The organism is Enterobacter sp. DSM 30060 (genome assembly GCF_013375955.1).
GTDB classification, from domain to species: Bacteria; Pseudomonadota; Gammaproteobacteria; order Enterobacterales; family Enterobacteriaceae; genus Enterobacter; species Enterobacter intestinihominis.
Window position 1 is genome coordinate 2,773,240 of sequence record NZ_CP056118.1, and the last position, 25,386, is coordinate 2,798,625.

Genomic DNA, 25,386 nt, shown 5'->3' on the forward strand with positions numbered 1-25,386 from the left:
GTTATGGAATCCTGGAAAGTTAACCTCATTTCAGTCTGGTTCGGCTGCTTCTTCACCGGACTGGCTATCAGCCAGATATTGCCCTTCCTGCCGCTTTACGTGTCGCAGCTGGGGGTCACTTCTCATGAAGCGCTCTCTATGTGGTCCGGCCTGACGTTCAGCGTGACGTTTCTGGTGTCCGCCATTGTGTCACCGATGTGGGGCAGCCTTGCGGATCGCAAGGGGCGCAAGTTGATGCTGCTCCGCGCCTCGCTGGGGATGGCGATAGCCATTTTGCTCCAGGCCTTCGCCACCAACGTCTGGCAGCTGTTTATTCTGCGGGCGATAATGGGGCTGACCTCCGGGTACATTCCGAATGCCATGGCGCTGGTGGCCTCACAGGTACCGCGCGAGCGGAGCGGCTGGGCACTCAGCACGCTTTCCACGGCCCAGATTAGCGGTGTAATTGGCGGCCCCCTGCTCGGCGGCTTCCTGGCTGACCATGTTGGGCTGCGCGCGGTCTTTATCATTACCGCCATCCTGCTAACGGTCAGCTTTCTGGTCACCCTTTTTCTGATTAAAGAGGGCGGTCGGCCTGTCGTCAGCAAATCAGAACGCCTGAGCGGAAAGGCGGTTTTCGCCTCGCTACCTTATCCTGGCCTGATGATTAGCCTTTTTGTGACAACGATGGTGATCCAGCTCTGTAACGGCTCGGTGGGACCGATTCTGGCGCTGTTTATCAAGTCGATGGCACCGGACAGCAGCAACATTGCTTTTCTGAGCGGGATGATTGCCGCCGTGCCGGGCGTGTCGGCGCTGATGTCCGCTCCGCGTCTGGGGAAACTGGGCGACAGGATCGGTACGGCACGCATTCTGATGGCAACGCTCATTATTGCGGTGATCCTTTTCTTTGCCATGTCGTTCGTCACGACACCGCTTCAGCTCGGGGTGTTGCGCTTCCTGCTTGGCTTCGCGGATGGTGCTATGCTGCCCGCTGTACAGACGCTGCTGGTGAAATATTCCAGTGACCAGGTAACCGGCCGCATTTTTGGCTACAACCAGTCGTTCATGTATTTAGGCAACGTAGCGGGCCCGCTTATTGGCGCCTCGGTCTCGGCGATGGCGGGTTTCCGCTGGGTATTTGCCGCGACGGCGGTGGTGGTGCTTCTTAATATTATTCAACTGGCCTTTGCCTTGTGCCGTCGCCGGCGAATCGCTGAGGCAAAGTCAGCCCGGCAAACACGATAATATATTATTAATTCTTATGATGGCCGCATTTTTATATAACGAAATGCGGCTTCTGTCTTTTAGAAAAACGTTTCGCTTGCGCTCCGAAATATCTTTTTTGGCAGCAATGTCACTTTTGCATAAGATAAAACCAATCCATGCTTTTCATTATTCAGTGAGGGTGTTAATTTCAGGGGAAATCACATAAGGACATAGCACCATGAAAAATCTCATTGCTGAGTTGTTGGTTAAGCTTGCCCAAAAGGAAGAAGAGTCGAAAGAGCTGGTTGCCCAGGTCGAGGCGCTGGAGATCGTTGTGACGGCGCTGTTGCGACAGATGGCAAAACCAGAGCAGGAGGCGTTGATCGACAACGTTGAAGGCGCGCTGGAAAAAGCTCGCCCTGATTCACAGGTGCCTGCAGAGGACGCGGAGCTGCTTCAGCAATACGTAAAGAAGCTTTTAAGGCATCCTCGCAGTTAACCCGCCAGAGGTGAAATGACGTGTCACAGAATTGTCATGCAGGATGCCTGGCGTCGCTCTGTTTTTATTTTTACCCTGTTACCATAGGGAAATTAAAATGAAGCAGAGCACACTTTTCACCGCATTAAACTCGCTCGTAATTACCTCCTCCGTTCCTGCGAAACCGGTTAATAATAATCGCGCTGCGACGGGACTGAAATAACCCTGAATCACGGTGAAAATCATGGCCGCAGGGTGGTTTTTTTCCCGTAACGAACCAGACTTAACGTGGAACTTCACATAAAGGATGGTGCAATGAAAACAACAATACTTGTTACCCTGCTCTCTGGCCTGTGTCTGATCGCCTCAGCACATGCGGAAGAGAAAACGTTAACGCCCCAGCAGCAGCGCATGACGACCTGTAACCAACAGGCGACCTCGCAAAGTCTGAAAGGGGATGCCCGTAAAACGTATATGAGCGACTGCCTTAAAAATGGTACGACCAAACCGGGTGAAAAAAGCCTGACCCCGCAGCAGCAAAAAATGCGCGAGTGCAATGCCCAGGCGACACAGCAGATGCTGAAAGGCGACGATCGCAGCAAGTTTATGAGCGCGTGCCTGAAAAAACAGGCGTAGTGCTAATGGGTGAGTCACGGCTGTGGCTCACCCAAAATTTCATACTTTCCCCGCTATCCCCCTCTCTATAATTTGGGAAAATGTTTCAGAATATTCCCAAAAATGATGAATGATGAGTTTTATGACAATCACGAGAACATTCGGGAAGCGTGGTATCAGCAGCTTTCTCAGGATGACTCATACCGTTCCGGTCTGCGATTTGCCCGGCGAATACGGCTGGCACGCATCGTTGGTCTGGCGGCGCTGTTTGTTCCGCTTGCCAGCGTTCTGGTGAGTCTGCTTCTTTCTGGCGTCTGGTGGTTGTTATTGGTGGGCTGGGTCTTTGTCTGGCCCCATCTGGCCTGGCAGCTGGCTTTTCGTTCGACCTGCCCCCACAGCGGTGAAATCGTTAATCTGAAAATCGATGCCATCATTGCTGGCGTCTGGGTGGGATTAATAGGGTTCAATGCGCTGCCAACGGCGGCGCTGATCGTGATGATCGGCATGAACATGATGGGATCGGGGGGATGCCGCTTATTTCTGACAGGACTTGCGCTGCTTGCTCTGTCTGCCCTGCTCACCGTGCAATCCACGGATACTCCTGTGCTATTGACCTCTGAACCGCTGGCGTTGTGGCTGACGCTCCCCGTGCTGGTGGTCTACCCCATGCTGTTTGCCTGGCTCAGCCACCGCACGGCGATCCGGCTGGCAGAGCATAAGCGTCGGCTTGAGCTGATGAGTACCCGCGACGGAATGACCGGCGTGTTCAATCGCCGTCACTGGGAAACGTTGCTGCGTAACGAATTTGAGGCCTGCCGTCGCAGCCATCGACAGGCGACGATACTGCTCATCGATATCGATCACTTCAAGACGATCAACGACACCTGGGGGCATGACGTGGGGGATGAAGCGATTGTCGCCATCACGCGCCAGCTTCAGCTGACCCTGCGCGCAGGCGATTATATTGGCCGCTTCGGGGGAGATGAATTTGCGGTGATCATGTCCGGCACGCCTGCCGAAAACGCGATTGCGGCGATGGCGCGCGTCCATGAAAGGCTGGTCAACATGCCGCTGCACGGAGCACCTATGGCAAGGTTGTGTATCAGCGTTGGGGTTGCCCCCTGGGGGGCGCAGTTCACGCACTATCGTGAATGGCTAAAGGCCGCGGACGTGGCCCTCTATAAAGCCAAAAATGCCGGACGGGGTCGCACCGAAGTGGCCGCCTGACGCCCGGCGTAACGCATCAGGACTTACTCAGCTTCTCTGATTTTTCCATGCATTTTTCCATCGCCTCGATCACGGCGGAGCGGAACCCGCGCTCTTCCAGCACGCGCACGGCTTCAATGGTTGTGCCCCCCGGCGAGCACACCATATCTTTCAGTTCGCCCGGATGTTTACCCGTTTCCAGCACCATTTTGGCCGAGCCCATCACCGCCTGCGCTGCAAATTTGTAGGCCTGCGCGCGCGGCATACCGCCAAGTACGGCGGCATCGGCCATGGCTTCGATAAACATAAAGACATACGCCGGGGCAGAACCGCTCACGCCGACAACCGGGTGGATCATCGGTTCGGCAATCACTTCCGCTTCGCCGAAGCAGCGGAAAATGTTCAATACATCCGCCACCTCTTCAGAAGTAACCAGCGCGTTCGGGGTAACGGAGGTCATACCGGCATTTACCAGCGACGGGGTGTTTGGCATGGCGCGAACAATCTTACGGTCGTGCCCCAGCGCGCGGGCGAGTTGGTCGAGGGTCACGCCTGCGGCAATCGACACCACCAGGCTCTCTTTGTTCAGGCTGGAGGTGATCTCGCTCAGGACTTTAATCATGATATTTGGCTTAACGGCGCCAAAGACAATGTCCGCCACCTGAGCCACTTCCTGCGCGCTTTCGGCGGCGTTGATACCATACTCATCACGCAGCGCCGCGACTTTATCCGGGGATGGGGTATAGACCCAAATCTGCCCTGGCAGCACCTGGCCGCTGGCTATCAGTCCACCGAGGATAGCTTTACCCATGTTTCCGCAGCCGATAAACCCGATTTTCTTATCCATCACGTCTCTCCGTTATTATGCGTTGTTATCTCTCATTGATAGCTTAACAACGAAATGCAGGCGACAATAGTCGCCAGAATCATAATGGGGAGACACTATGGCGATTTGGGTTGATGCGGACGCGTGTCCGAATGTGATTAAAGAGATTTTATTCCGCGCCGCCGAGCGGGTGCAGATGCCGATGACGCTGGTGGCGAACCAGAATATCCGCGTGCCGCCCTCCAGGTTCATTCGTTCTCTGCGCGTGCCGGCCGGGTTCGACGTGGCAGATAATGAGATAGTACGCCTGTGTGACGCAGGAGATCTGGTGATCACCGCGGATATCCCGCTGGCTGCCGACGTGCTGGCGAAGGGGGCCGCGGCGCTTAACCCGCGCGGCGAGCGCTACTCTCCGGCAACGATCCGGGAGAAGCTCACCATGCGTGATTTTATGGATACCCTGCGTTCCAGCGGCGTGCAAACCGGTGGGCCGGACAGCCTGTCGCAGCGCGATCGCCAGCAGTTTGCCGCCGAGCTGGATAAATGGCTGCTGGAAGTGAAGCGCCGCCCGGCGTAGCCCACCTCCGGGCTGTTTTGTGGTACAGTGTGGCTTCCACAGGCTTGTCATTCCGTACCGCTTTGCAGTAAAGTTAGCGCAACATCTTCTGCAATCATTTCTTTACAGCCTTCAGTTATCCGGCAGCAAGGGGAACACCTGGTTATGAACCCACCCATCTTTTTAGTTGGCCCTCGCGGCTGTGGGAAAACCACCGTTGGTCTGGAGCTGGCGCGTCTGTGCCAGAGTCAGTTTGTCGATACTGACCACTGGCTCCAGGAGAATGCCGGTAAGACCATCGCCGATATCGTGGAGAATGAGGGGTGGGAGAGCTTTCGTGCGCGCGAAACGGCCACGATGGAAGCGGTGACCGCACCGTCGACCGTGATTGCGACCGGTGGAGGCATTATTCTGGCGCCGTATAACCGCCAGTTTATGCGCGAAAAGGGTGTCGTAATATACCTCTGTGCCCCGGTTTCTACGCTGGTGGGGCGGCTGGAGGCGTTTCCGGAAGAAGGGCAGCGCCCGGCGCTGACCGCGAAACCGCTGAGTGAAGAGGTCAGCGAGGTCCTCGCCGAACGCGATGCACTGTACCGCGAGGCGGCACACCACGTTGTGGATGCGTCAGCGTCACCCGAGAAAGTTGCGATTCAGATTATTACCGCCCTGCGTTTGGCTTGCGCCAGCTGACAGCCGTCTATACTCATAGCTCAGACATAAAAAAAGGATGAGCTATGCCAACCAGACCTCCCTATCCACGTGAAGCCCGCATCGTTACCGTTGAAAAAGGTAATAGCGATCAGACCGTAACCTGGTACCAGCTGCGTGCCGATCACCCTAAACCTGATTCGCTGATCAGCGAACATGAAACCGAACAGGAAGCGCTGGATGCGAAACGGCGCTATGAGGATCCCGAGAAGTCCTGACAAGAATCCGAATTCGTTACAACCGTGCCTGAATCACATTTTTAACTTATCGCTGATGTTAAGCAGCAGTTAATATTTAGTTATTACAGGTAGATTTGGAAAGGCCAGTCGATCTTTACATTACGGTGTAGAGATCCCCTGCTACGCTTGGTGCTGTTTTGTTGAAAAAATGAACAGTGCAGCGTAGTGAGCCTGTACTTGTGTGGCAGTTGTGGTAGTAACGGAAGGCGATCAAAATGAAGGCGACGTTGGCGATCCTCACGATTGGTGTGGTGCCTGTAAGCGAAGTATTACCGCTCTTAACCGAGCATGTCTCTGAACAACAAATTACGCATCTCAGTCTGTTAGGGAAGCTCAGTCGGGAAGAGGTCATGGAAGACTACGCGGTCGGAGAGGGGGAAGATCCCCTGGCAACGTTACTCAGTGACGGTAAACTGGCGCACGTGTCACGCCAGAAAATTGAGCGCGCGCTACAGGGTGTGATCGAAGTGCTCGACAATCAGGACTATGACGTCATTTTGCTGATGAGCACAGCACCCGTTAAAGGACTCAGCGCGCGTAATGCCATTCTGCTCGAACCGATGCGGATTATCCCCCCGCTGGTGGCGTCAATTGTTGATGGTCATCAGGTGGGCGTTATCGTTCCCGTAGAAGAACTGCTGGATAACCAGACGGTGAAGTGGGCCGCGCTGGAGCACACCCCGTTGTACGCGCTGGCAAACCCGTTCTGGGACAGCGAAGCGAAGCTGATTGCGGCCGGGCAGGAGTTGATCGACAGAGGGGCGGATGTCCTGATGCTCGACTGCCTGGGCTTCCATCAGCGGCATCGTGATTTACTGCAAAAGGCGCTGGATGTTCCGGTGCTGCTCTCTAACGTCCTGATGGCGCGCCTGGCGTCAGAATTACTGGTGTAATGATTTTGCGTGACAGGTCATGAGCATGGCCCCTATAGTGGATTTTTCTCAATAAATATAAGGGCCAGTTCATGCTTCAAAGTAACGAATACTTTTCCGGTAAAGTGAAATCCATTGGTTTTACCAGCAGCAGCACTGGCCGCGCCAGTGTCGGCGTCATGGCGGAAGGGGAATACACCTTTGGCACCGCAGAAGCGGAAGAGATGACGGTGGTCAGTGGTGCGCTGAACGTCCTGCTGCCGGGTGAAACGGAGTGGAAAGTCTATAGTGCCGGGCAGGTGTTCAACGTGCCGGGCCACAGCGAGTTCCATTTGCAGGTTGCAGAGCCAACCTCTTATCTGTGCCGCTATCTGAAATAAAAGCATGCCGGGTGGCGCATTCGCTTACCCGGCCTACGTTTTGCCTGTCAACGCTGCGCTTCGCCGCCGAGACCTTCCACCAGGTTCTGGATCAGCGCCGCCAGCTCGCCGGTCATCAGGATAAAGTCTGCGTCAAAGCGCTGAGCATAATCTTCGCGGTCGATATCTTCGTTCTGATCGCGCAGTTCATCGCAGAATTTAAGGCGCTTCACGGAGCCGTCATCACACATCACAAACTGAATGCGCTGCTGCCAGTCGAGTGCCAGTTTAGTCACCACTTTGCCCGCTTCAATGTGCACGGCGATCTCGTCGCTCACCAGATCCTGTTTCTTCGCGCGGATCACGCCGCCATCTTCCAGCAGCGCTTTCAGCTCTGCTTCATCAAGGATCTGGAAGCCCTGCGCGGCAGTCCCGCTGCGCACCCACTCAGTCAGGGTCAGCTCAATCGGCGTCTCCAGTGCCAGCGGTACCACCGGTAATGAGCCAAGGCTCTTACGCAGCAGCGCCAGCGTATCTTCCGCTTTTTTGGCGCTGGCGCAGTCGACCATGATCAGCCCGTTCACGGTGTCGATCCACATCATGGTCTGGCTAAAGCGGCTAAAGGCGCGCGGCAGCAGCGAGTGCAGCACTTCATCCTTCAGTGAATCTTTTTCGGTTTTTTTAAGCTTACGGCCCTGTTCAGCTTCCAGCTTGAAGATCTTCGCTTCGAGCGCCTGCTTCACCACAGGCGTCGGCAGGATCTTCTCTTCTTTGCGGGCGCAAACGATGATTTGCCCCGTGCTGCTGGCGTGGGTCAGCGCATCGCTTTGAGAACCCATTGGCGGAACCCAGCCGGTTTTTGCCATATCCTGGCTACCGCAAGGGGTAAAGGAGTAAGCGGCTAACTGTTTTTCCATCTCTTCTGCACGCAGCGAAACGTCGCGGCTGAGACGGTAAACCATCAAATTTTTGAACCACAGCATGATAATTTCCACGGCCTTGTCGTTAAATCAGCGGGCATGATAACGAATTGTCGCATCGCTTGCATTGCTAATCGGGAAGTGGGCTTCTACTCTGTTGATAATCAAAATAATGAGGAGTGTCTTGTGCGTATTGGGATTGATTTGGGCGGCACCAAAACAGAAGTTATTGCGTTGAGCGAGCAGGGGGAGCAACTGTTTCGCCACCGTCTGCCTACGCCGCGCGATGATTATCACCAGACCATAGAGACGATTGCCCGCCTGGTCGATATGGTAGAGCAGGCAACGGGCGAGACGGGCACGGTCGGGATGGGGATCCCCGGCTCCATTTCGCCGTATACCGGCGTGGTGAAAAACGCCAACTCCACCTGGCTCAACGGTCAGCCGTTTGATAAAGACTTAAGCGAACGCCTGAACCGGGAGGTGCGTCTGGCGAATGACGCTAACTGCCTGGCGGTCTCTGAGGCCGTAGATGGCGCAGCGGCTGGCGCGCAGACCGTATTTGCGGTCATTATCGGCACCGGCTGCGGGGCGGGCGTGGCGTTCGGTGGGCGCTCGCATATTGGCGGCAACGGCACCGCGGGCGAGTGGGGGCACAATCCGTTGCCGTGGATGGATGAAGATGAACTCAAATACCGCGCCGAAGTACCGTGCTACTGTGGCAAGCAGGGCTGTATTGAGACCTTTATTTCCGGCACGGGGTTTGCCACCGATTATCATCGTCTGAGCGGTCAGCCGCTGAAAGGTAACGAGATTATGCGTCTGGTTGAGGAGCAGGATCCGGTGGCTGAACTGGCGCTCAGCCGCTACGAAATGCGGTTGGCTAAATCACTGGCGCATGTGATCAATATCCTCGATCCGGACGTGATTGTGCTGGGCGGCGGCATGAGCAACGTTGACCGGCTGTACGCGACGGTGCCAACGCTGGTGAAACAGTGGGTATTTGGGGGCGAATGCGAAACGCCGATCCGCAAAGCCGTCCATGGAGATTCCAGCGGTGTGCGCGGCGCGGCGTGGCTCTGGCCGGAATAAACGCAAAACGGCAACTTGCGTTGCCGTTTTTGATGTTTGAACCCTCTCCCACAGAGAGAGGGCCAGGGTGAGGGCAACATCCCCCATTTACTGCACCGCAAACTCCCTGTCCAGCCTGCTATACCCTAGCCCGTTTATCTTCTTCACCTTGATCTGCACCGGAATACGTTCTTTCATTGCCTCTACGTGGCTGATCACGCCGATGGTTTTCCCGGTGGCGTTCAGCGCGTCGAGCGCATCCAGCGCGGTGTCCAGCGTTTCGCTGTCGAGCGTGCCGAACCCTTCATCCAGGAAAAGCGAGTCAATGCGCGTTTTGTGACTGACCAGATCGGAAAGCGCTAAAGCCAGCGCCAGACTGACGAGGAAACTTTCCCCGCCGGACAGGGTACGGGTATCGCGTACCGCATCGGCCTGCCAGGTATCAACCACCTCCAGCTCCAGCGCGTCGCTGGCTTTACGCTGAAGCAGATAGCGGCCATGCAGACGGTTGAGCTGCTGGTTGGCAAGCCACACCAGGTTATCCAGCGTCAGCCCCTGGGCGAATTTACGGAATTTATCGCCGGTGCTGGAGCCTATCAGCGCATTGAGATAGCCCCAGTCGTCAGCCTGACGCGCCGCCTCCTCAATCTGCTGCATAAGCGCCTGCTGGTGCAGACGGTTATCACCGTCCTGCTTGAGCTGCTGGCGGATCTCCCCCTGATGCGTGGTGTTTTCACGAAGCTGTTGCGCCAGCTGGTGTAACTGCGCCTGAAGGGTTGCGGCGTCGGTTTCCAGCCCCTCGGGGCGCTGTGCCTGATGCGCCTGAAGCTGCTGGTTTGCCTGTACGGAGAGCGCCGTGGCCTGCTGGAGCTGGTTCTCCAGCGTCTGCTTTTGTTGTTCAAGCTGGCGGATCGACGCTTCATCCAGCAGGGCGGAGAGAAATGCCTCCTGACTGGCAAAGCAGCTCGCGGTCAGCGCGGCGCTGAACTGAGCCTGCGACTGCTGAAGCCGTTCACGCTCAAGCGTCTCCTGCTGCTGTAGGGTGGCGAGCTGGCTTTGTAGCGACACGCATTCGTCATGGATGCCGCGCCAGTTCTCAGGGATAACCGCGTCGGCTTCTGCGTCATCAGAATCCGGCAGCGTCTCCAGGATGGGCATCAGGACGTTAATACGTTCCTGAATCGTACCGTGCTGGGCCTGTTTTTCCTGCCAGCGGGTATATTCAGCTTCGCGTGCGCTCAGCCAGGCGCTTTCGGCCCCTTCATCGGGCACGCTAAGCGACAGCGACTCTAGCGAGGCTGCCAGCGCCTGACGCGTCGCCGTCAGCTGCTGCTGGTACTGGCGCGCCTGATCTTCCTGTTCATTGAGCTGGTTTTGCAGCGTCAGACGCTGGCTAAGCTGATACAGATGGCGTTCATACTGCTCCTGTTCGCTCATCCAGGGGGCAATATCATCCTGAATATTCAGCGCTATGTTCAGGGAGGTGCAGACCTCCAGCCACTCTTTAGTGAGTGCTTGCTCTTCCTGAGAGAGGGCCTGTACTTCCTCTGTCTCGCGCTGGATCTGTTGGGTGAGCGCATTCACCTGCCCGAGCACCAGCAATCCTTCCTCTTTTAGCGCGGCAACCTCTTTCTCCAGCGCGTCGCGGCGGCGCTGATTGTCGGTCAGTTCAAGCGCCTGATACTGCACAACTGCCGGATGTTCGCTTGAACCGCAGAGCGGGCAAGGTTTACCCGCTTCGAGCTGTGCACGATAGTTCTCAAGATCCTTGATTGTTGCCTCACGCTCACAGAGCGCTTTCAGGTCGGCATAGTGCTGATTTTTCTCTTTGAACTGCTGACGCCGCAGGATCAGCGTTTCATTGAGCTTAGCCTGCTCAGCCTGCGCTTTCTGCACGCTTTCCGCATTCTGACGCAGCCGTTTTTGCAGCGGCTGATAGCGAGCGTGAAGCGCAGTCAGGCGCTGGCGGAGCGCCCGCGATTGTGCCTGTTGCTCCATTGCCTTCGCGAGATCCTCAGCCGTCAGCGTCAACGTACTCTCCGGCATCTCAGCCAGCTTCTGACGAAGCTCAGCTATGCGCGCTGACTGGGCCACAAGCTGATTTTTATCGCGACTCAGTTGCGTAAAATGCGCCCGCCAGCCGGCAATTTCCTGCCCCCACTGACGGAAACGATCGTGTTCGGTTAGCCACTGCGTCAGTACCCTGTGTTCTGTCTGCAACTGTTCACGGTTGCGCAGCGCACCGTTGCGAATACGCGAGCGCTGCGCCGCTCTGTCGAGTAAGCGAGTATTTACTTCAACAATTCGCGCTGTTGTCTGCGCCAGGCGGGTGGTCTGCTCCTGCTGATACTCCCACAGCGGACGTAGCTGGGCGGCGGGCTGTGCCAGCTGGAGCTTCGCCAGTTGCGGCGCGGCGTCCGTCAGAGCCTGTTGCGCCTGCTGCTGCGAAGCGGCTGCGCGTTGCTGCTCACGTATCAGCTCGTCGTTACGCGTAAGCCACTGAAAATCTTTCTGTTGGCTCTGCTGCTGTGCCAGCAGGATTTTTTCTTCATCAGTAAGTGCCTGCAAACTTTGCTGCAAGTGCTGCTGCTGTTCCTCGCTCAGCAGCACAACGCCTGCGGCCTGCGCTTCGCACATCTCCAGCGCGTTGCGTGCCGCTTTGTGTTTTTCAAAAACCATGGCGGAAATCTGGCCGTAAATTTCCGTGCCGGTCAGTTCTTCCAGCAGCTCTGCGCGATCGCTCGGTTTAGCATTCAGGAAGGCGGCAAACTGCCCCTGTGAGAGCAACATCGAGCGGGTAAAGCGACCATAGTCCAGCCCGGTGAGTGCGGCGGTTTGTTCCAGCTTATCCGTGACTTTATCGGCCAGAATTTTGCCGTCTTCGCAGCGGGCCAGCTCAACGCGTGGTGCCTGTAAGTTCCCGTCTGGCTGGTTGCGGGCGCGGTTCTGGCTCCAGAAAGCGCGATAAGCAACGCCTTTGACCTCAAATTCCACTTCAGCCAGGCATTCGGCGGTATCGCGCGTCATCAGGTCGTTTTGTGCCTGAGATACCTTATTAAGACGCGGTGTTTCGTGGTAAAGCGCCAGGCAGATGGCATCCAGCAGCGTGGTTTTACCCGCGCCGGTTGCGCCGGTGATGGCAAATAGCCCATTGCTGGCGAAAGGCTCCGCGGTGAAATCGATTTTCCACTCACCCTTTAGCGAATTCAGATTTTTCAGACGCAGGCTCAGAATTTTCATGCGTTTTCGTCCTCGTCATTGAGGGAATGCAGGGTATGGGCAAACAGCTCGTTAAGCCTGGTGCGCCTGGCCTCGTCCACTTCTTCATGCGCAAGCCGCCGCGCGAACACCTCTTCAACCCGAAGTTCGCTAAGCGTTTCACGCTGGGCGTTCAGCAGAATTTTCTCGCGCTGCTCGCGGCTGCGACGTACCAGCAGCACCTCTACGGGAAGGTCTTCCGTCAGCGTCTGAATTTTACGCTGCATATCGTACAGGTAGTCATCGGTGGCGATTTCGATATCGAGCCAGACGGGGGGATTAAGCACTGCGCCGCGCCACTGCTCAAGCTGAGCGGTAATGGCGGCCAGATCGCCTTTCAGCACTGCCAGCGGCTGGGTGACCGGCACCTCAAGCGTCTCAACGGCGCTAAGTTTGCCTTCGGTGAAGCTCACCAGATGCACGGATTTGGCTTTGCCCGTTTCGTCAAAACTGAGGGAAATGGGCGAGCCGCAGTAGCGAATATGCTCGCAGCCCCCGACGATCTGGGCCCGGTGAATATGCCCGAGGGCAATATAGTCGGCGGGGGGAAAGTTTTGCGCGGGAAACGCGTCCAGCGTCCCGATATAAATCTCGCGCACCGCATCACTCTTACTGGCCCCGACGGTGGTGAGGTGCCCGGTGGCAACGATCGGAATGGCCTGTTCGCCGCGCAGGGCGCAGGCTTCCGTATGCTGCTGGTGATAATAGCGGGTGATGGCCTGCAACAGATGCTGCTGTTTTTCGCTCCCGGACAGGCCTGCCTGGCTTTGCACGATATCGCGCGGGCGTAAAAACGGAATTGGGCATAGCACCGCGCCCGGCGTGCCGTCACGTTTTTTCAGGATCTGCGGCGCGTGTCCGGCGCTGGCCACCACGGTGGTATTGAGGAACGCCAGAATATCGCGGGATTCATTCAGCGTCGCCACCGAGTCATGGTTTCCGGCGACAATCACCAGGTGACAACCGGTTTGCTGGAGGTTGACCACAAAACGGTTGTACAGCTCACGCGCATAGCTCGGCGGCGATCCGGTATCAAAAATGTCGCCCGCCACAATAATTGCGTCCACCTCGTGAGCCTGAGCCGTCTCCAGCAGCCAGTTCAGGAACGCTTCATGTTCCGCGGCGCGGCTTTTGCTGTAAAAATTTTGACCCAGGTGCCAGTCTGAGGTGTGAAGTATGCGCATAAGAGATCCGTGGCAATAATAAGAAAGCAGGATTATAAACGTTCGGGGAACGGAAAATAACCGCTGTAATAAAACAACAGTTTGCTATTTATCGTGGTAATGTTTTTCATAAATCTGTCATAAATCTGACGCATAATGACGCCGCATTACAGACTTGTAACTTAAATACGATAAGACAGGGCAAAGTATGGCGAGACGTATTCTGGTCGTAGAAGATGAAGCTCCGATCCGTGAAATGGTGTGCTTCGTGCTTGAACAAAATGGCTTCCAGCCGGTTGAAGCGGAAGATTATGACAGCGCGGTGAACCAGCTGAATGAACCCTGGCCCGATCTGATCCTGCTGGACTGGATGCTGCCTGGCGGTTCCGGATTGCAGTTTATCAAGCATATCAAACGCGAGGCGATGACCCGCGATATCCCGGTGGTGATGCTGACGGCGCGCGGTGAGGAAGAGGATCGCGTGCGCGGTCTGGAAACCGGCGCGGACGATTACATCACCAAGCCATTCTCTCCAAAAGAGCTGGTGGCGCGTATCAAAGCCGTGATGCGCCGTATTTCACCGATGGCGGTGGAAGAGGTGATTGAGATGCAGGGCCTGAGCCTGGATCCTACCTCACACCGGGTCATGACCGGTGAAAATCCCCTCGATATGGGCCCCACCGAATTTAAACTCCTGCACTTCTTTATGACACACCCGGAGCGCGTTTACAGCCGCGAACAGTTGCTGAATAACGTCTGGGGAACTAACGTCTATGTCGAAGACCGAACGGTTGACGTCCATATTCGCCGCCTGCGTAAAGCACTGGAACTGAGCGGCCACGATCGCATGGTACAGACGGTCCGCGGCACGGGTTATCGCTTCTCGACCCGTTTCTGAACAATGACAGGAGTGTGACGCGTGCTGGAACGTCTGTCATGGAAAAGGCTCGTCTTTGAACTGATCTTATGCTGCATTCCGGCCCTCATTCTGGGGGCTATTTTTGGCTATCTGCCGTGGTTTTTACTGGTGGCCGTGACGGGGTTGCTCGTCTGGCATTTCTGGAATTTACTGCGTCTTTCCTGGTGGCTGTGGGTCGACAGAAGTATGACACCCCCGCCGGGAAGCGGGAGCTGGGAACCGCTACTCTACGGCCTGCACCAGATGCAGATGCGTAATAAAAAGCGCCGTCGTGAGCTGGGAAGCCTGATAAAACGCTTTCGCAGCGGCGCGGAGTCGCTGCCGGACGCAGTGATCCTGACGACGGAAGAAGGGACCATCTTCTGGTGCAATGGCCTCGCACAGCAGCTGTTGGGCCTGCGCTGGCCGGATGATAACGGTCAGAACATCCTCAACCTTCTGCGCTATCCCGAGTTCACGCTGTATCTGAAAACGCGTGATTTTAGTCGTCCGCACAATTTGAAGCTCAATAACGGTCGCCATCTTGAAATTCGCGTGATGCCCTACAGCGATCGGCAGTGGCTGATGGTGGCGCGGGATGTCACCCAGATGCATCAGCTTGAGGGCGCGAGACGTAACTTCTTTGCCAACGTCAGCCACGAGCTGCGTACGCCGTTGACGGTGCTTCAGGGCTATCTGGAGATGATGCAGGAGCAAACGCTTGAGGGGGCGCCGCGTGAGAAAGCGCTGCATACCATGCGCGAACAGACGTTCCGCATGGAAGGGCTGGTCAAACAGCTACTAACGCTTTCAAAAATTGAGGCTGCCCCGTCGCTGGCGCTAAACGACATCATTGATGTGCCGATGATGCTGCGAGTGGTGGAGCGCGAAGCCCAAACGCTGAGCCATAATCAACACACCCTGAGTTTTGATGTTGATAACACGCTGAAAGTGCTCGGCAGTGAAGATGAGCTGCGAAGCGCTATCTCAAACTTGGTCTATAACGCCGTGAATCATACCCCGACAGGGACGCATATCGCGGTGCGGTGGCAGCATACTCCGGCAGGGGCTGAGTTTAGCGTCGAGGACAACGGGCCGGGGATTGGGCCTGAACACCTCCCGCGTCTCACCGAACGGTTCTACCGGGTGGATAAGGCGCGCTCGCGGCAGACCGGCGGGAGCGGACTGGGGCTGGCAATTGTGAAGCATGCCGTCAGCCACCACGAAAGCCGGCTCAATATCGAAAGCAGCCTGGGTAAGGGCACGCGCTTTAGCTTCGTGATTCCGGAACGATTAATTGCCAAAAAAAGTGCCTGACAGCGTGTGTGTCAGGCTACCTTTCCACGGGCCAGCGATTGCTGGCCCGTTTGCTTTGCAGTCAAGCGAAACGCGAGTGAATATTATACGGCTGGTGCTTTTTTGTTCGCATGATTAGCCATGAGTTTTTCTTATACATGGCATATTATGTTGGCCTGAATTTTCATGCTGGCATATTGTTCTGGTTTTACGATCCCTTCTTGCCTTTAAACGTTATAAGCGTTTAAATTGCCCCCCATATACTGTCAGACCGACTGTATTTGCGTGGTAAATCGAAAAACTATTCTTCGCCACGCCTGGACGGGAGCATATCCCGCTGAAATTGAGCAAATTTTCCGCTGTATCGTCCCGTCAGGGATGGCGAAAATCTCAACGTATTCAACACCACATCCACAGGCAGTAAGGTTTTATGACCCATCACTTGAAATCGCGTGACATTATCGCGCTGGGCTTTATGACATTTGCGCTGTTCGTTGGCGCAGGTAACATCATTTTTCCTCCAATGGTTGGCTTACAGGCGGGTGAACACGTCTGGACGGCTGCGTTTGGCTTCCTGCTTACTGCCGTGGGCCTGCCGGTACTGACCGTTATCGCGCTGGCGAAAGTCGGTGGCGGTGTGGACAGCCTCAGCACCCCGATTGGCAAAGTGGCTGGCGTTCTGCTGGCAACCGTCTGCTATCTGGCCGTTGGCCCGCTGTTCGCGACCCCGCGTACGGCGACCGTCTCCTTTGAAGTGGGTATTGCCCCGCTGACCGGTGACGGCGCGATGCCGCTGTTTATTTACAGCCTCATTTACTTCGCCATCGTGATTCTGGTTTCTCTCTATCCGGGCAAACTGCTGGATACTGTGGGTAACTTCCTGGCACCGCTGAAAATTGTGGCGCTGATTGTGCTGGCGGTTGCGGCCATCGTCTGGCCTGCGGGGCCCATCAGCTCCGCGATGGACGCCTACCAGAACGCGGCGTTCTCAAACGGTTTCGTGAACGGCTATCTGACGATGGATACGCTTGGCGCGATGGTGTTTGGTATCGTTATCGTTAACGCCGCGCGTTCCCGCGGGGTGACCGAAGCGCGTCTGCTGACTCGCTACACCATCTGGGCTGGCCTGATGGCCGGTGTCGGCCTGACGCTGCTGTATCTGGCGCTGTTCCGTCTGGGTTCAGATAGCGCAACGCTGGTCGATCAGAGCGCAAACGGCGCGGCGATCCTGCATGCTTACGTGCAGCACACCTTTGGTGGTGCAGGCAGCATGCTGCTGGCGGCGCTGATTTTCCTGGCCTGTCTGGTGACGGCGGTGGGTCTGACCTGCGCCTGCGCGGAGTTCTTCGCTCAGTATCTGCCGCTTTCTTACCGCACGCTGGTGTTTATCCTCGGCATCTTCTCCATGGCGGTGTCAAACCTCGGTCTGAGCCACCTGATTCAGGTCTCAATTCCGGTGCTGACGGCGATCTATCCGCCATGTATCGTGCTGGTAGTGCTGAGCTTCACCCGTCCGTGGTGGCATAACTCCACGCGAATTATTGCGCCAGCCATGTTTATCAGCCTGATTTTTGGTATCCTTGACGGGATCAAAGCATCAGCATTTGCAGAAATCCTGCCAGCCTGGACACAGCGTCTGCCGCTGTCCGAGCAGGGCCTGGCCTGGCTGATGCCTTCCGTTGTAGCGCTGGTTCTGGCGATTATCTGGGACCGTGCGGCAGGGCGTCAGGTGACATCCAACGCCCATTAATCAACGGCAACAAATTGTTTAACCACGGGGCTTAAGGCCCCGTGGTTTTTTGTTTTTTTCGTGTTGAATGGCAAGATTTTAATGGAAAGCACTAACAAACTTAAACGTGGATTGAGCACCCGCCACATCCGCTTTATGGCGCTGGGCTCGGCTATCGGTACCGGTCTTTTTTATGGCTCGGCAGATGCCATCAAAATGGCCGGTCCAAGCGTTCTGCTGGCCTACATCATCGGCGGCGTGGCGGCGTATATCATCATGCGCGCCCTTGGCGAAATGTCGGTTCACAACCCCTCTGCCAGTTCCTTCTCCCGCTACGCGCAGGAAAATTTAGGCCCGCTGGCCGGGTTTATCACCGGCTGGACCTACTGCTTCGAAATCCTGATTGTTGCCATTGCCGATGTGACGGCGTTTGGTATCTATATGGGTGTCTGGTTCCCCGCCGTGCCGCACTGGATCTGGGTGCTGAGCGTGGTGCTGATTATCTGCGCCGTTAACCTGATGAGCGTGAAGGTGTTTGGCGAGCTGGAGTTCTGGTTCTCCTTCTTCAAGGTCGCGACCATTATCATCATGATCCTCGCCGGTTTCGGCATTATCATCTGGGGTATCGGCAACGGTGGACAGCCAACCGGCATTCACAACCTGTGGAGCAACGGCGGCTTCTTTAGCAACGGCTGGCTCGGGATGGTCATGTCGCTGCAGATGGTCATGTTCGCCTATGGCGGAATCGAGATTATCGGCATCACCGCCGGGGAAGCGAAAGATCCGGAGAAGTCTATTCCGCGCGCCATCAACTCGGTGCCGATGCGCATCCTGGTGTTCTACGTGGGCACGCTGTTTGTGATTATGTCCATCTACCCGTGGAACCAGGTGGGCACCAACGGCAGCCCGTTTGTCCTGACTTTCCAGCACATGGGCATTGCGTTTGCCGCCAGCATTCTCAACTTTGTGGTGCTGACAGCCTCGCTGTCGGCCATCAACAGTGACGTGTTCGGCGTGGGCCGTATGCTGCACGGCATGGCGGAGCAGGGCAGTGCGCCGAAGGTGTTTGCCAAAACGTCGCGTCGCGGTACCCCGTGGGTAACGGTGCTGGTCATGACCGTGGCGCTGCTGTTCTCGGTCTACCTGAACTACATTATGCCGGAGAACGTCTTCCTGGTGATTGCGTCGCTGGCGACCTTTGCGACGGTGTGGGTGTGGATCATGATCCTGCTGTCGCAGATTGCGTTCCGTCGCCGCCTGTCGCCAGAAGAGGCCAAAGCGCTGAAGTTTAAAGTGCCGGGCGGTGTTGCGACGACCGTCGTTGGCCTCATCTTCCTGGTGTTTATCATCGGCCTGATTGGTTATCACCCGGATACCCGTATTTCCCTGTACGTGGGCTTCGCGTGGATCGTCCTGCTGCTGGTGGGCTGGATGTTTAAATGTCGCCGCGATCGTCAGCTGGCGGAAGCACAGTAACATTCTTTTCCCCTCTCCCCGTGGGAGAGGGTTCCCCACAAATTAATGCGAGCACTGAGCAATCCCCTCGCCCCTCCGGGGAGAGGGTTAGGGTGAGGGGAACATACGGCGGTGGTGGTCATTCCGTTCACTTTATGTTCCTTGCTACTCTGTAACGACATGACCGGTGAACGTGCCAGGGTGGCTCAGTCGCCACCACCCTGGCGACCCGGGCTCCCGGCGGTAAATCGCCGCTTCGCGGTGCCCTCGGCTTATTCCTTCCGGCTTATCGGGTACGGGCGGAGGCAACGTCCCTGTAAAGCCGCCCTCTCGGCGCATCCCTGCGCCTCGCCCCGGCCGGAAGGCAAACGCCTCAGCGATTTACAGCCGGACCAGGGCATCGCTGACAGCCCTCAGTCATTTAGAAAGCAACTTTATTGCTTCTGCATAAAAAAATTACTGGGGATCCCTCAGCCCCGTGGGAGAGGGTTAGGGTGAGGGCTTCAGGCCGCACTGATGCCTCCTCCCCCGTCCTCCTCCCCCAATAAATCCCATCATGGTGAGCTATCCTTAATCACCCTGTGGCAAGGTGACGTCAATTTCATCAAAGGGGATTCGTGATGTTAAACGCCTGGCACCTTCCGGTTGCCCCATTTGTTAAGCAAAACAAAGACAACCTTGTGATTACGCTCTGGCTGGCAGGGGAAAATCAGCCTGAACGTGTGACCCTGCGCGCCGAAGTGGATAACGAAGAGACATCGCTGAAAATGCACAAGGTGCGCAGCCAGCCTCAGCCGGGTATTACGGCGTGGCGGGCGAATATCGATTTGCGCAGCGGACAGCCGCGTCGCCGCTACGGCTTCAAGCTGCTGTGGAACAACCGCCAGCTGTGGTTTACCCCGCAGGGCTTCAGCCGTTTCCCTCCGGCCAGGCTGGAGCAGTTTGCCGTGGATCACCCGGATAACGGCCCGCAGTGGGTTAACGATCAGGTCTTTTACCAGATTTTCCCGGACCGCTTTGCGCGCAGTGAAAAGCGCACCGCCGATCAGGACAAGGTTTATTACCATCATGCGGTCGGTCACGACATCATTCTGAAAAAATGGGACGAGCCGCTGACCGCCCAGGCGGGGGGATCGACCTTTTACGGCGGCGATCTCGACGGTATCAGCGAAAAACTGCCATACCTGAAAAAGCTCGGCGTGACGGCGCTGTACCTGAACCCGGTGTTTAAAGCGCCAAGCGTTCACAAATACGATACGCAGGACTACCGCCACGTTGACGAGCAGTTTGGCGGTGACGAGGCGCTGCTGCGGCTGCGCCACAACACGCAAAAAGAGGGTATGCGCCTGATCCTTGATGGCGTGTTCAATCACAGCGGTGATTCTCATGCGTGGTTCGACCGTCACAATCAGTCGATGGGCGGCGCATGCCATAATCCGGACTCCCCCCAGCGTGACTGGTACAGTTTTGACGAGAATGGCCGCGCCCTGGACTGGCTGGGCTACCCGAGTCTGCCGAAGCTCGATTTCCAGTCGTCAACGCTTGTGAATGAAATCTACGGCGGCGAAGACAGCATCGTGCGCCACTGGCTGAAAGCGCCGTGGAATATGGACGGCTGGCGGCTGGACGTGGTGCATATGCTGGGTGAAGCAGGCGGGGCGCGGAATAACCTTCAGCATGTCGCCGCCATTACCCGGTCGGCAAAAGCGGCCCGGTCGGAAGCATTCGTCTTCGGGGAGCACTTTGGCGACGCGCGTCAGTGGTTGCAGGCAGATGCAGAAGACGCGTCGATGAATTATCGCGGCTTCACCTTCCCGCTGTGGGGCTTCCTCGCTAACACCGATATCTCTTACGATCCACAGAATATTGACGCTGAAACCTGCATGGCGTGGATGGAGAACTATCGCGCTGGCCTGTCTCATCAGCAGCAGCTTCGGATGTTTAACCAGCTCGACAGCCACGATACCGCGCGCTTTAAATCGCTGCTGGGTAAAGATGTGGCGCGTCTGCCGCTGGCGGTGACCTGGCTTTTCACCTGGCCGGGCGTGCCGTGCATCTATTACGGAGATGAAGTGGGGCTGGACGGTAACAACGATCCGTTCTGCCGCAAAACCTTCCCATGGGAGCCTGAAAAGCAGGATCAGGATCTGTTCAGCCTGTACCAGCGTATGGCGACACTACGCAAGCAGAGCCAGGCCCTGCGCTACGGGGGCTGTCAGGTGATGTACGCCCAAGATAATGTGGTGGTGTTTGTCCGCGTCTACAACCAGCAGCGCGTGCTGGTGGCGATCAACCGGGGTGAGGCGTGTGAAGTGGTGCTGGAAGATTCACCGCTGCTGGCCGGTAAAACGTGGAAGAGCAAAGAGGGGAAAGCGACGTTACAGGAGAACGTGCTCACGCTGCCGGCGATCTCCGCTACGGTCTGGTTCGGCAGCTAAGCGCAGGCAGCATGGTTTTCACCTTTTAGATGGCGCAAATGCAACTACTTGTGTCAATCTTAACGGATCTTTTACGGTGAAGGTGGAAACATGGACGAGCTTTACATCCTTGGCTGTTTGTTCCTGGTTTTTGCGCTGGTCGTGGCCCCCGTGCTTGCGGTGATAGGCTTTAATCGAAGCACGGCGGCGCGGCAGGAGATCGCCCGGCTTCGCCAGCGCATTGAGGCGCTTGAGCAGCACGGTGTAGCTGAGAAAGCGCCGGAGCCGGTGCAGACCGCCGCGCCAGTGGAGACACCAGCGCCGGTGCCAGAGGCCGTTAACGCACCTGTCGATCCCTGGCGTCCCGAACCGCCCGTCACTGAAGCAGAACCTGCGCCTGTCCCGGCGGCAAAACGGCCTTCCGCCTTTGGCGGCATCCTGTCCTCGCTGACGCGCTGGTTTATGCAGGGCAATCCGCTGGCAAAACTGGGGATTGTACTGCTCTTCCTCGGCCTCTCTTTCCTGCTGCGCTATACCGTTGAACATTCACTGTTTCCGCTTGAGCTGCGTCTTGCCGCCACGGCGCTGTTTGCCATGGGTCTGCTGGCCGTTGGATGGCGGCTGCGGCACAGGCAGCGGATCTACGCGCTGATCCTCCAGGGCGGGGCGACCGGCGTGCTTTACCTGACCGTCTTTGGCGCATTCCGGCTGTGGCAGATGCTGCCGATGACGCTGGCGTTTGCGCTGCTGGTGGTGATTTGCGCGGCGAGCGTCGGGCTGGCCGTGCTGCAAAAGGCGCTGAGCCTTGCCATGCTGGCGAGCCTGGGCGGATATCTTGCGCCGCTGCTCCTCTCTACCGGGGGCGGTAGCTTTGTGGCGCTGTTCTCCTTCTATCTTCTGCTCTCCATCGGCATTCTCGTCATCAGCATCTGGCAGCACTGGCGCGAGCTCAACCTGCTCGGGCTGCTCTTCACGTTTGGCGTTGGCGGAGTGTGGGGGCTGAGCGACTACCAGCCTGAAAACTATGTTATCTGTCAGCTGTTCCTGATTGCCAATACGCTTATTTTTGGCGTGTTTAGCGTAGCGCTGTCGCTGCGGGCGCAGGAAAAAGGTAAACAGATTATTGACGGCGTACTGCTGTTTGCCCCGCCGCTGATTGGTTTTGGGATGCAGTACGGCATGACGTCGCACTGGACGTACGGCCCGGCGCTCAGCGCGCTGGGTTATGGTGCGTTTTATCTCTCACTGGCGTTCCTCGCGCTGCGACGTTACCCCTCCATTGGGCGACCACTGATTATGGCGGCGCTGGCGATTGGCGGCGGGTTTGCCACGCTTGCCATTCCGCTGGCGCTTTCGGCGCGCTGGACGGCGATGGCCTGGGCGCTGGAGGGGCTGGGTATCCTCTGGCTGGGCGTGCAACAGCAGCAGCGGCGTATGAGCTATAGCGGGACGGCGCTGCTGGTGCTGGCGCTCGGCAGCGCGATATGGGCGCAGATGGACGGCGTCACCTCCCTGAGCCTGCTGCTTATTTTCGCAGTGCTCAGTCTTTGCTGGGTGGCTGCGGCCTGGCTGTGGCGAAAAATCTCTCTGCCGGGCAGTTGGGCGCTGTTGGTCGGTGGGCTGCTGTTCTGGTTAGTGGCGCAACTTGGTGCGTCGCAACTGATCCTCAAGACAGAATTATCGGTTCTGGCGGGCGTGCTGGCGCTGACGGCGGTGTCGGCCTGGGGATGGCGGCAGGCTGCCGCTCGTCTGGCATGGCGGGAGCTGGATGCCAGCAAATGGCTGCTGTGGCCGGTGATGCTGCTGATGGTGCTTTATCAGGTCTGGCAACAGCAGATCCTGGCAGCCGGCTGGGCAAATCTGGCCTGGGCTATTGCGCTGCCTGCCGCCCTGATGATGCTGCGGCGCGACGAAGATAAACTTCTTCCGCGCATCGCAATGGGGCTGCATCTGTCGCTGTTGTGGATGATTTTACTCGCCATGGCCGCCGAGCTTTACTGGTTTGCCCGCTCCCTGCCATGGGGCATGGCGGCCTGGGGAAGCGGCATTGCGATGGCTGTCGGCGGTGGGGTGATTATGGCGCTCTCCGCGGCCGTACGGCGTCGCGGGTGGCCGTTCCGGGTATGGCCTGCGCTCTACGCCTGCCTTGCCGTGATCCCTGTGGTTGTGGCGCTGGTGGTATTGCTGGTCGTAACTAATTTCCAGGACGGGGTAGCCTATCGACAGACCTGGCTGCCGCTGGTGAACCCGCTTGAGGAAGGGGCGGCGTTCGCGCTGCTGGGGCTGGTGGTGTTTTATCGGGCAGTGGATCGCCACTATCCGGCATCGCTTGCTCAGTCCCGACCGTGGCCCGCCGTTGTGCTGATGGCGCTTGGCTTCTGGTGGCTAAACGGCGCGCTGCTGCGCGCGCTGGCGTGGTACGGCGAGGTGGCCTGGAATATGGAGTCGCTGTGGCATTCGCGGCTTATCCAGACCACCTTTGCCCTGTTCTGGATGTTCTGCGCGCTGGTGGTCATGATCCGCGCCACCCGTCAGGCCTCCCGTCAGCAGTGGCTTGCCGGTGCGGTGCTGCTGGGAGTGGTCATGCTCAAACTGATGCTGGTGGACAGCGCGGGCGGTGGCGGCCTGGCGCGTGCTGTCGCGTTTATTGGCGTGGCGATCCTGGTCCTGATTGTGGGCTATTTCTCGCCGCTACCGCCTAAAGCAGGAGAAGAAAAATGAAATGGATGAATGCGGTTGTTTGTGCGGCACTGCTGGCCGTGGCCGGTCCGGTATTCAGCGAGGGCGCGCCGGTGGAATCCCCGCGGGATTATGCCTATGGCCTGTCCCTTGATACCTCTGCCTCTTCGCCGTGGTATCGGGTCATGCTGCCGCTGGCGGTTTATCAGCAGAGCACATCGCCCGATCTGCGCGACGTGCGCGTGTTTAATCAGTCGGGCGAGCCGGTACCGTTCAGCCTGGTTACCACGACGCGTCCGCAGCCGGCACCGACCACCACGGCGCTGCGCCTCTTTGCGCTTAACGCCTCGCCGGGTGGGGAAGAGGGTAGCGGTGATAAAATTATGTTACGTGCCAGAAACGGCGTGGAGATTGTGCTGGAAGAGCAACACGCGGCGGCTGCCGGACAGCACTATCTGCTGACCCTGCCGGAAAACGCGACGGAGGTTCCGCTCTCTCAGCTCCAGCTTTTCTGGGACACGCCGCAGGGCTCGTGGCAGGGGACGGCATCGGTCTATTACAGCGAGGATCTGAAAAACTGGTATACCCTGCGCGAAGAGATGCCCCTGCTGGACGTGATGAGTGGACAGGATCGCCTGAAGCTCGACCGCATCGATACCGATCTGGTGTTATCTCCTGAGGCGAATCGCTATCTGCTGCTGGTGCTGAACACGGGGCGTTCAGCCCTGACGTTAACCGGCGTCAACGCGATTAACGCTCCTGCGCAGCCGGAATCAGAGCACATTAGCTTGGCGGGAGAGGGGGAGCGGCTATCCGATAGCGAAGCCGTGTGGCGCTGGAAACATCCGCAGCCTCTGAGTGCGATCGCCTTCATGCTGAATGGCGACGGCGTTCTCCCGGCAGAAATAGCCTGGCGGGGGGCGGACAAGGATCGGTGGCATACGCTGAAAAAAGAGGTGATCTACCAGCTCGGCGGCAAAACGTCTGAACCTGTTCCGCTCCCGGGCGGGCTGGTTGAGGCGGTAAAAATCAAGACCTTCAATGCGCGTTTGCCAGAGAACCTGCCGGGCGTGATCGGGCAACGCGTGCGCTATGATCTGGTGTTCAACGCGCAGGGGAAGGGGCCGTATCTGCTTGCGTGGGGGAACGGGGCTGCGAAACCGGCAAGCGTGGAGACGGATATGCTGATCCCGACCGAACTGCGTAAAACCTACGCTCTGGCAGCCCTGCCGATGGCGGATACGCTGGAACCTGTCCCGCTGGGCGGCGAGGCGCGTTTAACCGCGACGTCTGCGGCTGAGCAGGAAAGCAGAATGAAAACGCTGATGGTCTGGGGCGTACTGATCGTCGGGGTGATGGTGCTTGCGGGTATGGCATGGCGCATCTGGCGCGAGGTAAAAAAAGACGGCGCAGCATAAGCCATAAAAAAACCCGCGTAGTCGCGGGTTTTTTC

Annotated in this window: 21 protein-coding genes; 17 read left to right on the top strand and 4 right to left on the bottom strand. The window is 57.3% G+C overall.

All coding sequences use genetic code 11. The annotated features are described in order from the left end of the window. The first annotated feature begins 3 nt into the window (after window positions 1-3). The 4 genes from HWQ15_RS13180 to adrA all read left to right on the top strand — a co-directional run bounded on the left by HWQ15_RS13180 (window position 4) and on the right by adrA (window position 3,508). The gene (locus HWQ15_RS13180; protein ID WP_045308916.1) at window positions 4-1,227 is read left to right on the top strand and encodes a multidrug efflux MFS transporter; all 1,224 of its coding nucleotides are present in this window, start codon (window positions 4-6) and stop codon (window positions 1,225-1,227) included. A 199-nt stretch (window positions 1,228-1,426) separates the two neighbouring features. Continuing rightward, a complete protein-coding gene (gene iraP / locus HWQ15_RS13185) occupies window positions 1,427-1,687 on the top strand; it encodes an anti-adapter protein IraP (protein WP_003859148.1) in 261 nt (86 codons plus the stop codon). A gap of 294 nt (window positions 1,688-1,981) precedes the next feature. Then, window positions 1,982-2,302, top strand: coding sequence for a phosphate starvation-inducible protein PsiF (psiF, locus tag HWQ15_RS13190; RefSeq protein WP_022647208.1), 321 nt, complete (start codon window positions 1,982-1,984; stop codon window positions 2,300-2,302). A gap of 102 nt (window positions 2,303-2,404) precedes the next feature. Continuing rightward, complete coding sequence (adrA, locus tag HWQ15_RS13195) at window positions 2,405-3,508, top strand: diguanylate cyclase AdrA (RefSeq protein ID WP_063149385.1); 1,104 nt, start codon at window positions 2,405-2,407, stop codon at window positions 3,506-3,508. Window positions 3,509-3,524: 16 nt separating this feature from the next. On the opposite strand, the gene proC is transcribed toward adrA, so the two are convergent. Continuing rightward, window positions 3,525-4,334, bottom strand: coding sequence for a pyrroline-5-carboxylate reductase (proC, locus tag HWQ15_RS13200; RefSeq protein ID WP_038415461.1), 810 nt, complete (start codon window positions 4,332-4,334; stop codon window positions 3,525-3,527). A gap of 97 nt (window positions 4,335-4,431) precedes the next feature. Here proC and HWQ15_RS13205 point away from each other — a divergent pair, with 97 nt between their 5' ends. The 5 genes from HWQ15_RS13205 to ppnP all read left to right on the top strand — a co-directional run bounded on the left by HWQ15_RS13205 (window position 4,432) and on the right by ppnP (window position 7,068). After that, window positions 4,432-4,890: a YaiI/YqxD family protein gene (locus HWQ15_RS13205; protein WP_022647211.1), complete on the top strand. Its 459-nt coding sequence runs from the start codon at window positions 4,432-4,434 to the stop codon at window positions 4,888-4,890. A 144-nt stretch (window positions 4,891-5,034) separates the two neighbouring features. Then, complete coding sequence (gene aroL / locus HWQ15_RS13210; RefSeq protein ID WP_046620577.1) at window positions 5,035-5,559, top strand: shikimate kinase AroL; 525 nt, start codon at window positions 5,035-5,037, stop codon at window positions 5,557-5,559. Between the two features lie 44 nt (window positions 5,560-5,603). Then, window positions 5,604-5,795: a protein YaiA gene (yaiA, locus tag HWQ15_RS13215; RefSeq protein ID WP_023305565.1), complete on the top strand. Its 192-nt coding sequence runs from the start codon at window positions 5,604-5,606 to the stop codon at window positions 5,793-5,795. 236 nt (window positions 5,796-6,031) lie between these two features. Continuing rightward, on the top strand, window positions 6,032-6,709 hold the full coding sequence (locus HWQ15_RS13220; protein ID WP_003859133.1) for an AroM family protein: 678 nt from the start codon (window positions 6,032-6,034) through the stop codon (window positions 6,707-6,709). 71 nt (window positions 6,710-6,780) lie between these two features. Continuing rightward, window positions 6,781-7,068, top strand: a complete 288-nt coding sequence (ppnP, locus tag HWQ15_RS13225; protein WP_003859131.1) for a pyrimidine/purine nucleoside phosphorylase — start codon at window positions 6,781-6,783, stop codon at window positions 7,066-7,068. Between the two features lie 47 nt (window positions 7,069-7,115). Here the strand turns inward: ppnP and rdgC are convergent, their stop codons facing one another. Continuing rightward, window positions 7,116-8,030 (bottom strand): recombination-associated protein RdgC, encoded by a 915-nt coding sequence (gene rdgC / locus HWQ15_RS13230; RefSeq protein WP_006809928.1) that lies wholly within the window; start codon window positions 8,028-8,030, stop codon window positions 7,116-7,118. Window positions 8,031-8,153: 123 nt separating this feature from the next. Between rdgC and mak the strand changes: the two genes are divergently transcribed. Continuing rightward, window positions 8,154-9,059 carry a fructokinase gene (gene mak / locus HWQ15_RS13235; protein WP_063149387.1) on the top strand — a complete coding sequence of 302 codons (906 nt, stop codon included), beginning with the start codon at window positions 8,154-8,156 and terminating at the stop codon, window positions 9,057-9,059. A gap of 87 nt (window positions 9,060-9,146) precedes the next feature. On the opposite strand, the gene sbcC is transcribed toward mak, so the two are convergent. Next, complete coding sequence (sbcC, locus tag HWQ15_RS13240) at window positions 9,147-12,278, bottom strand: exonuclease subunit SbcC (RefSeq protein WP_063149388.1); 3,132 nt, start codon at window positions 12,276-12,278, stop codon at window positions 9,147-9,149. Then, window positions 12,275-13,480 carry an exonuclease subunit SbcD gene (sbcD, locus tag HWQ15_RS13245; protein WP_032624766.1) on the bottom strand — a complete coding sequence of 402 codons (1,206 nt, stop codon included), beginning with the start codon at window positions 13,478-13,480 and terminating at the stop codon, window positions 12,275-12,277. Before sbcD ends, sbcC begins: the two co-directional genes overlap by 4 nt. Before the next feature lie 187 nt (window positions 13,481-13,667). On the opposite strand from sbcD, the gene phoB reads away from it, so the two are divergent. From phoB to HWQ15_RS13280, 7 genes are all read left to right on the top strand, one after another. Next, entirely contained in the window at window positions 13,668-14,357 is a 690-nt protein-coding gene (gene phoB, locus HWQ15_RS13250) for a phosphate response regulator transcription factor PhoB (protein WP_003859122.1), read from the top strand. A 21-nt stretch (window positions 14,358-14,378) separates the two neighbouring features. Beyond that, window positions 14,379-15,674, top strand: a complete 1,296-nt coding sequence (phoR, locus tag HWQ15_RS13255; protein WP_063216376.1) for a phosphate regulon sensor histidine kinase PhoR — start codon at window positions 14,379-14,381, stop codon at window positions 15,672-15,674. 409 nt (window positions 15,675-16,083) lie between these two features. Further along, complete coding sequence (gene brnQ, locus HWQ15_RS13260; protein ID WP_003859118.1) at window positions 16,084-17,403, top strand: branched-chain amino acid transporter carrier protein BrnQ; 1,320 nt, start codon at window positions 16,084-16,086, stop codon at window positions 17,401-17,403. Between the two features lie 81 nt (window positions 17,404-17,484). Continuing rightward, window positions 17,485-18,858, top strand: a complete 1,374-nt coding sequence (gene proY / locus HWQ15_RS13265) for a proline-specific permease ProY (RefSeq protein ID WP_023299434.1) — start codon at window positions 17,485-17,487, stop codon at window positions 18,856-18,858. Window positions 18,859-19,457: 599 nt separating this feature from the next. Beyond that, window positions 19,458-21,275, top strand: coding sequence for a maltodextrin glucosidase (gene malZ / locus HWQ15_RS13270; protein WP_045622332.1), 1,818 nt, complete (start codon window positions 19,458-19,460; stop codon window positions 21,273-21,275). Between the two features lie 90 nt (window positions 21,276-21,365). Further along, complete coding sequence (locus tag HWQ15_RS13275) at window positions 21,366-23,975, top strand: DUF2339 domain-containing protein (protein ID WP_063149150.1); 2,610 nt, start codon at window positions 21,366-21,368, stop codon at window positions 23,973-23,975. Beyond that, window positions 23,972-25,351 (top strand): DUF3999 domain-containing protein, encoded by a 1,380-nt coding sequence (locus HWQ15_RS13280; RefSeq protein WP_063149151.1) that lies wholly within the window; start codon window positions 23,972-23,974, stop codon window positions 25,349-25,351. The genes HWQ15_RS13275 and HWQ15_RS13280 overlap by 4 nt, the downstream gene beginning before the upstream one ends. Window positions 25,352-25,386 lie beyond the last annotated feature (35 nt).

Excerpts from the sequence above, each read along its gene's own strand:
- sbcC (WP_063149388.1), bottom strand. The coding sequence starts at position 12,278 with ATGAAAATTCTGAGCCTGCGTCTGAAAAATCTGAATTCGCTAAAGGGT.
- proC (WP_038415461.1), bottom strand. The coding sequence starts at position 4,334 with ATGGATAAGAAAATCGGGTTTATCGGCTGCGGAAACATGGGTAAAGCT.
- yaiA (WP_023305565.1), top strand. The coding sequence starts at position 5,604 with ATGCCAACCAGACCTCCCTATCCACGTGAAGCCCGCATCGTTACCGTT.
- psiF (WP_022647208.1), top strand. The coding sequence starts at position 1,982 with ATGAAAACAACAATACTTGTTACCCTGCTCTCTGGCCTGTGTCTGATC.
- iraP (WP_003859148.1), top strand. The coding sequence starts at position 1,427 with ATGAAAAATCTCATTGCTGAGTTGTTGGTTAAGCTTGCCCAAAAGGAA.
- HWQ15_RS13205 (WP_022647211.1), top strand. The coding sequence starts at position 4,432 with ATGGCGATTTGGGTTGATGCGGACGCGTGTCCGAATGTGATTAAAGAG.
- HWQ15_RS13280 (WP_063149151.1), top strand. The coding sequence starts at position 23,972 with ATGAAATGGATGAATGCGGTTGTTTGTGCGGCACTGCTGGCCGTGGCC.
- aroL (WP_046620577.1), top strand. The coding sequence starts at position 5,035 with ATGAACCCACCCATCTTTTTAGTTGGCCCTCGCGGCTGTGGGAAAACC.
- HWQ15_RS13275 (WP_063149150.1), top strand. The coding sequence starts at position 21,366 with ATGGACGAGCTTTACATCCTTGGCTGTTTGTTCCTGGTTTTTGCGCTG.
- ppnP (WP_003859131.1), top strand. The coding sequence starts at position 6,781 with ATGCTTCAAAGTAACGAATACTTTTCCGGTAAAGTGAAATCCATTGGT.
- adrA (WP_063149385.1), top strand. The coding sequence starts at position 2,405 with ATGATGAATGATGAGTTTTATGACAATCACGAGAACATTCGGGAAGCG.
- phoB (WP_003859122.1), top strand. The coding sequence starts at position 13,668 with ATGGCGAGACGTATTCTGGTCGTAGAAGATGAAGCTCCGATCCGTGAA.
- proY (WP_023299434.1), top strand. The coding sequence starts at position 17,485 with ATGGAAAGCACTAACAAACTTAAACGTGGATTGAGCACCCGCCACATC.
- HWQ15_RS13180 (WP_045308916.1), top strand. The coding sequence starts at position 4 with ATGGAATCCTGGAAAGTTAACCTCATTTCAGTCTGGTTCGGCTGCTTC.
- malZ (WP_045622332.1), top strand. The coding sequence starts at position 19,458 with ATGTTAAACGCCTGGCACCTTCCGGTTGCCCCATTTGTTAAGCAAAAC.
- HWQ15_RS13220 (WP_003859133.1), top strand. The coding sequence starts at position 6,032 with ATGAAGGCGACGTTGGCGATCCTCACGATTGGTGTGGTGCCTGTAAGC.
- brnQ (WP_003859118.1), top strand. The coding sequence starts at position 16,084 with ATGACCCATCACTTGAAATCGCGTGACATTATCGCGCTGGGCTTTATG.
- sbcD (WP_032624766.1), bottom strand. The coding sequence starts at position 13,480 with ATGCGCATACTTCACACCTCAGACTGGCACCTGGGTCAAAATTTTTAC.
- rdgC (WP_006809928.1), bottom strand. The coding sequence starts at position 8,030 with ATGCTGTGGTTCAAAAATTTGATGGTTTACCGTCTCAGCCGCGACGTT.